The 6309-nt window shown below is 69.5% G+C and carries 7 protein-coding genes and 1 pseudogene; 5 read left to right on the top strand and 3 right to left on the bottom strand.

Annotated features, from left to right (window positions below):
- The first annotated feature begins 440 nt into the window (after window positions 1-440).
- Both ACZ514_RS05330 and ACZ514_RS05325 read left to right on the top strand, forming a co-directional pair.
- Window positions 441-737 (top strand): antibiotic biosynthesis monooxygenase, encoded by a 297-nt coding sequence (locus tag ACZ514_RS05330; RefSeq protein ID WP_469124167.1) that lies wholly within the window; start codon window positions 441-443, stop codon window positions 735-737.
- A 331-nt stretch (window positions 738-1068) separates the two neighbouring features.
- Window positions 1069-1248 carry a hypothetical protein gene (locus ACZ514_RS05325; protein WP_468175210.1) on the top strand — a complete coding sequence of 60 codons (180 nt, stop codon included), beginning with the start codon at window positions 1069-1071 and terminating at the stop codon, window positions 1246-1248.
- Window positions 1249-1556: 308 nt separating this feature from the next.
- Here the strand turns inward: ACZ514_RS05325 and ACZ514_RS05320 are convergent, their stop codons facing one another.
- A complete protein-coding gene (locus tag ACZ514_RS05320) occupies window positions 1557-2222 on the bottom strand; it encodes a hypothetical protein (RefSeq protein WP_469124166.1) in 666 nt (221 codons plus the stop codon).
- Window positions 2223-2256: 34 nt separating this feature from the next.
- On the opposite strand from ACZ514_RS05320, the gene ACZ514_RS05315 reads away from it, so the two are divergent.
- The 3 genes and pseudogenes from ACZ514_RS05315 to ACZ514_RS05305 all read left to right on the top strand — a co-directional run bounded on the left by ACZ514_RS05315 (window position 2257) and on the right by ACZ514_RS05305 (window position 4019).
- Window positions 2257-2451, top strand: a complete 195-nt coding sequence (locus ACZ514_RS05315) for a hypothetical protein (RefSeq protein ID WP_469124165.1) — start codon at window positions 2257-2259, stop codon at window positions 2449-2451.
- Between the two features lie 332 nt (window positions 2452-2783).
- A pseudogene (locus tag ACZ514_RS05310) lies at window positions 2784-2858 on the top strand (DUF6233 domain-containing protein); the annotation flags it as partial.
- A 276-nt stretch (window positions 2859-3134) separates the two neighbouring features.
- Complete coding sequence (locus tag ACZ514_RS05305; RefSeq protein ID WP_469124164.1) at window positions 3135-4019, top strand: YwqG family protein; 885 nt, start codon at window positions 3135-3137, stop codon at window positions 4017-4019.
- Window positions 4020-4565: 546 nt separating this feature from the next.
- On the opposite strand, the gene ACZ514_RS05300 is transcribed toward ACZ514_RS05305, so the two are convergent.
- A complete protein-coding gene (locus ACZ514_RS05300; RefSeq protein ID WP_468175243.1) occupies window positions 4566-5345 on the bottom strand; it encodes an SDR family NAD(P)-dependent oxidoreductase in 780 nt (259 codons plus the stop codon).
- Between the two features lie 396 nt (window positions 5346-5741).
- Window positions 5742-6206: a hypothetical protein gene (locus ACZ514_RS05295; protein WP_469124196.1), complete on the bottom strand. Its 465-nt coding sequence runs from the start codon at window positions 6204-6206 to the stop codon at window positions 5742-5744.
- Window positions 6207-6309 lie beyond the last annotated feature (103 nt).

The raw sequence follows: 6309 nt of genomic DNA, 5'->3' as shown, positions 1-6309 counted from the left end.
GGTCACACCAGCGCCCACCGCGCAGACCGGCGGCGGGCAGATGCGGCTCAAGCCGCACCCACTCCGCATTCGTCAGATCACCCCGCCCCATGCCCGACCTAACGACCGGACAAGCAGACAGTCACAAGATCCGCCGGACAGGACCTAGACCAGGCCCAAACAAGCAGTGAGCGCGCCCTGCCTGCGCTGAACCACAAGGGCCGGTACCGACGGCGGGTGGTCAGGGGGCCTTGGCCGCCTTCGTGCTCACCGGGGCCGCCGGGCCACGGTCCGGTCCGGGCGGCACGCGGCACCCAGAAGCGATGTTCGCCGTCGGCCGGGACGGCGTCCCACCACGACTCGTCCACACCTCCACAGTACGGGTCCGGGCCCGTCGGCACGCGACAGAGCACGCCGCACGAGGCTGGCGCCGGGTCTGCTCGCGTGCCACTCTGAAGACCGTGATCATCAGAGTGAGCGAGGCACGCGTACGTCCTGAACGTTTCGAGGTGTTCCGCAACATGATCGTCTCGGCGGTACGGGAGTTTCCCGGCCGGTACCCGGGGCTGGTGGACCACGAAGTCCTGCTCGCGCCGCCCGACTCGCTGCTGTACGTCAGTCGCTGGCGCAGCGAGCAGGACTTGGTCGGCTATGCCGGCGAGCACTGGCGGGACCAGCCCGTGGTCCTGCCGGGGGAAGACGAGTACCTCCTCGCACCCCTTGCCGTGCGGCACTTCACGCTCGCGTCCCTGGGCTGATCCACCTCACCGCCCGCCCCCTGGCCCCTGGCCCCTGGCCCCTGGCCCCTGGCCCCTGCAGTGATTCGACAGCGGAGTTCAGGTGCCGGGCTATGCGAAGTCGGATTAGGCAAGGTGGACCACACAGACCCGGCACTGGACCACGTCGGGCCAGCGGCCGGCTTGGGGCTTCGGCAGCCGGCCGACACGGGCATCGTGCTGCCTCGTGAAGTTGCGTAGCGGTCTGCGCGCTGCGCTTTCTTCACTGCCATGGATGTGACTTCTGTTCGAAGCGCACGACTGGGCGCACGGTGCCGTTCTCGGCGCTGTCCGATCGAGAAGGAGACCTCTCATGTCTGCTGCACTGCTCCCGGCCCTCGCGCCGGTCGCCTGCCCTGCGCAGACGAAAGCCCTGACCGACCTGATGAGCGAGGGTGAGGCGCCGGTCAGCGATGCGCCGACGTGCTGTCCGCCCGCCAGCAACATGTTCCTTCTCCTGATCGGTACGAACGAGCCGAGGCAACAGCGCTGACGCCTGCCCCCCCTTCCGCCCTTCCGCCGTGACAGGAGAGTTCCTCGCGTATGTAGCCACTGATGCGACGTTGCGCGCCGAGTACGGTGCCGCGGTCCGGATGGCGGGCCGTGCCCTGGATGCCCTTCACGGCGTCGGGGTCCGGGCGTCTGGGCCCGGCCGCTCTCCCAGGCCGAGCTGGCCGCCGTCCGGGGGCGCTTGGTGCGGACCTCTTCGCGCCGCAACCGGCGGGGGCACAGCCGCCCGGCCGGGGCCCGGTGACGGCGGCCCCGGCCGGGCCCCGGGGTGGGTGGGATCTGGGGTGGCTGTCAGTCGCGCCAGCCGAGGGTGACGATCTTTACGAACTCGTCTTTGCCGTAGACCGCGGCGTCGCGGATGTCGGCGCCCACCTCCCTGGCTTCGTCCCAGACCTCCTTGACTACCGGATATGCGCCGCGGAGTGCGAGCTTTGCCACGGACTGGCGGTACTCGGCGCTGTTCCAGCCGTATTCCAGTCCGGCGATGAAGGCGCTCACCCCCTGGAGGCCGAATGACACAAGGCCCGTCACCTCTGCCGCGAGGAGGACCCGGTCCCCGATGGCCTTCGGGAGCTTCCTCGCGATGGCTTGGAGCGCGAGGCCCAGGGACCCGAAGAGCGTGCTCAGCTTGCTCAGGGCCTGCGCCCAGTCCCTCGGGTCGGTGAAGTCCTCGGGCAGCAGGCCGAAGAACTGGGTGTCGGCGCCGTCCCACTCGGGGACCAGCGGCGTACCCGCCTCCTCCTGGCGCTTCGCCTCCTCCTCCGCCGCTTTCGCCTCCGCCACGATCTCCTCGTGGCGCTTGGTCGTCGCGATCGTGCGTGCTTCGTGCGCGGCCAGGGAGGCGAGGCGTTCCTCCTTGCCGGCCAGGATTGCGGCCGCTTGGGCGTTGGAGGCCGAGGTCTGGGCGTTAGCCGCTGAGGTGACGGCTTGTTGGGCTGAGCCCGCGGCCTGGCGCATGGAGTAGTTCGCCGCGCGGGCCGCGGTGCGGGCCGTGTTCGCGGCGGCCGTTGCGCTGGCGGCTGATTTGGCGGCTTCGGCGGCGGAGCGGTTCGAGACCGTGGAACGCGAGGAGCTGTTCGACGCTCTGGACTTCCTGGTGGACGAAGCGCAGACAGCTACCGGGCGCGACCTGTCCGCCGCTCGCGCGACCCTGATCGAAGGCGCGAACTCCACCCGCGACTGGTGATCGCCGCCCATCCACTGCCACCCCATCTGCCACGACGGGTGCCGTTCAGATCGGCTCGCCTTGACTAGTGCAGAGAAGCCACGTTCCCACCTGCCGTTACGGGGTGGGCGCCAGCCCCTTGTGTGCGTCGTGCAAGGCCGCTCGGCAGGCGCAGTACGGGGGCTGAACGGTGTCCGTCCTGCCGCCCGACCTGCCCCGGCAGCAGCCGGCGCCCGACCCTCCGGCGTGGCTGATCGAGCGCGGGACAGGCGTCGGCCGGCTCCCGGTCCGCGTCCACCGGGGACTGCTGGGACACCGGCAAGCGCTGCACCCCGGCCGCGCCCGAACAGGTCCGCCGGCTCCTCGCCGAAGGCGTCACCGCGTGCATCCACTGCCGCCCGGACACCGCCCTGGGGATGCTGGAGTGAGCGAGCACCGCGAGGGTGGAGAAATGAGCCCTGGCCTGCGCGTCATCGTCTACCCTCCGGATGCCGAGGGCTGGCTTTGTTCACGAGAACGGGGTTCTGGCACAGATCTTGGGGAGTCGTCGCGGAGCGTCACAGAAGGCAGGATCACCTTGCGGAGTAGTTCGAATCCGGCTCGACCATAGAGCTGGCTCTCTTCTTTGGGGATCCAGTGCCCTGATCCAGAGCTCGGCGAGGCCGGTGAGGCTGGTGTCGTACCCCGGTTCTAGAGTTCGGCACATGTCCCGTCACACACCCGACCGCCCGGTCGACGTGGAGAGCCTCTTCCCCGAGTTGCTTCCCTTCCGTCGTGAGTCCGTCCGCCTGCACCCGCGCCCCGGTTCTCCGACGTGCCGGGACAGCTCTGTCGGCGGCCCGCTGCTGTGGCCCGCCGACGAGCCATGGCCGGTGTGCGAAGCCGAGCACTATGACCCGGACACCGCGAGCCGCCTCGAACCTGCCTCACCGATGGCCCCCATCGTGCAGATCCACCGCGCCGACGTACCCAGCCTGCCCTTTCCAGAGGGCACCGATCTCCTCCAGGTCCTGTGGTGTCCTTACGCGCACGGCACCTACTGTCACCCGCTGCCCCAGGTGTATTGGCGAGACTCCCTTGCCATCGGAGACGTGGGGGCGACACCTGCACCGTCGACGGCCGGGCTTCCCGACGGCTGGTACCCGGCGCCCTGCGTCGTTCACCCCGAGCAGGTGACCGAGTACCCGAGGAATGACCGTCCCTGGGATCTGCACGACGCACTCGAAGTCCGTGTCGAGGCACTGCTGGCAGAGACCGGGCTGCAGTACTCGTCGCATCTTGCCGACGCACCGGGAATCAAGCTGGGTGGCTATCCGGGCTGGAGCCAGGGGCCCTGCTGGCCGGACTGCGCAACGTGCGGGGGCCGGATGGAGCACCTTCTGACCGTGGCCGAGAGGGAATTCGACAGTGAGTCCTGGCACACCTGGCTTCCCGAGGAAGACCGGACGGCCGAGAAGACCGAGACCCGCTGGCTATGGGAATCCGAGGCGTTCAACCCCACCCTTCTGGACACCTGCGGCATCAACGTCTACGTATTCGAGTGCCGCACCTGTCCCCACCGCCCCGTCGGGCACTGGTCGGACCGATGACCAGCAGACAAAGCCGCCTGACACATTCCTCTCACCCCGGCGCTCTCGATACTCGGTTCTGAGGAGTGGTAGCGGAGCGTTACTGGAGCAGGATCACCTTGCGTAGGAGTGCGAACCCGGCTCGCCCGTAGAGCTGCCTCTTGATCTTCTTGATGCGGTTCACGGCGCCTTCGATGCTGCCGGAGCTCCAGTGCAGGGTGAGTCCCGCTCAGTTGTTTGCTTTCCTGATGGGATCGTGCCGCCCACCGGTACGGCTCGGCTGAGTGCTTGGTGCCTGGCTGTCGGTGTCCCAGCCAGGAGCAGTCCCAGCAGTGTCCTGTGGGGCGCTCCGGGCAGGTGCGGCACTCGAAGACGTATACACCGCCGGCGTCGCCGAGGCAGAGGCCGACAGGGTTGCGGGCGTCCCCGTCCCAGGCCCTGCCCGCGACATCGTCGGTGCGGCACACAGACAGCCAGGTCCGCAAGGACTCTCCGGGTGACGTGAGTAGCGCAGCCCAGTCTTGGCGAGCAATTCCTCGAAACGATCCCTGAGGGTGCCCCGGGTGATCACCCGGCCGCGATCGGTCCGAGGTAGGTACCGCCGGAGACATCGATGGTCTGGCCGGTCACCCAGCGCCCCTGCGGGCCCGCCAGGAAGCCCACCACGTCGGCGACGTCCTCCGGCTGGCCGATCCGCCCGAGCGCGGTGATCGACTCAAGCGCGGCCACCGCCTCGGGAACCGCAGCGTAGGGGGCGATCATGTCGGTCAGCACCACCCCGGGTTCGACCGTGTTCACGGTGATCCCACGCCGGCCCAGCTCGTTGGCGAGCGACGGGCCGAGAGCCGCCAGGGCCGCCTTGGTGACGGTGTAACCGATCTGGCCGGGCTCCGCGATCCGGGTGGCCGCCGAGCCCATGTTGACGATCCGTCCGCCGTCCCGCAGCAGTGGCAGCGCCCGCTGAACCACGAAGACCGGCGTGCTCACGTTGACCGCCAGCAGCCGCCCGAACTCCTCCTCGGTGAGCTGCCCGATCGAACTGACCGAGTGGATGCCCGCGTTGTTGACCAGGATGTCCAGGCCCTCCGCGCCGTGGTCCGCCAACCCGGCGACGAGCTCCTTGAACAGCCGGTCCACCGCACCGCTCTCGCCGAACCGGGCCCGCACCGCGAACGCCCGGCCACCGACTTCGGCGATCCGCGCCACGGTCTCCGCGGCGGCCGCATCGTTGCCGCCGTAGTGGACCGCGACGAGCGCTCCCTCGGCGGCGAGCCGCAGGGCGACCGCGCGCCCGATCCCCCGCGAGCCGCCCGTCACCAGTGCGGTCCTGCCGTCCAGTTCCCCCATGATCGCCTCTTTCCCTCGTGATGCCCCGGTCGATCCGGGGACGATTCAGCCTGAGCGGCCTCAGTGAAGTGCGGTGCTGATCCTCACGCGCCCACCCAGGGTCGGTGCCGTGCCGGCCCAAGGATTAAGCACTCGCCATCGACCGACCCGCTCAGATGACAATGGAATGCCGTGGCACGTACGTCATGCCGTGCCCCCTCCCGTTGACCACTTCGCGGACGCTCCCACCCTGCCGGAGCCGGGCCTTGACCGACAGGGCGCGCTCAGTCAGCCCAGTGGCGGGAAGACATGCTGATCGAATGGCGCGGTGGCGGGCCCGCGGCCTGGAGTCCGGCCGCCGAACGGCCGTGACGCCCGCGCTGGGGCTTCGGCCCCCGGCCGCTGCGGGTGGGGATCTCAGTTGGGGGGTAGCTGTTCGCCGGTCTTCGCGTCGTAGGTAGTGCCGGAGGGGGAGAAACGGATCGTCCGCAGAGTCCCTCTGGTCCCTTCCTTCCATCTCTTGCCGCCAATCTCTACCTGTACGGTCACGTCGGCCAGAGAGTCACGGACCGGCAGGTCCAGCTGTGGAGGCTTGGTGTACCGGTCGTCCTTCCGGGCGCTGGACACGCTTTTCCCTGAGGCCTCCAGGCGCACGTAGCGGGCATTGGGTTCGAACGGGGCGCTCAGCTCGACGATGACGTGGTCGCGGTTCCTGCTCCAGCGGGCGATCACGTCCGCGTTCACCTCGTCGGCCACCACGCTCGCGCTGGCCTTGCCCGTGTAGGCCGCCGCGTTGGCGGCCGCTTCCTGCTCCCGCTTGTCGTCTTCCGACTTCTGCCCGACACCGGCGACGGCGAGGGCGAGGACGGCGACCACGGCCACCGCGGGCCAAGTACGGCGTCGAGGCCGGACAGGCTCCTGGTGCGGGACCGGCGCGGACGCGGCGGCGGGGAGGACGGGGGCGGGGTGCTGGGCAGCCTGGTCT

The organism is Streptomyces sp. NPDC034086 (assembly GCF_055575515.1).
This window is presented reverse-complemented; position numbering and strand designations above follow the sequence as displayed.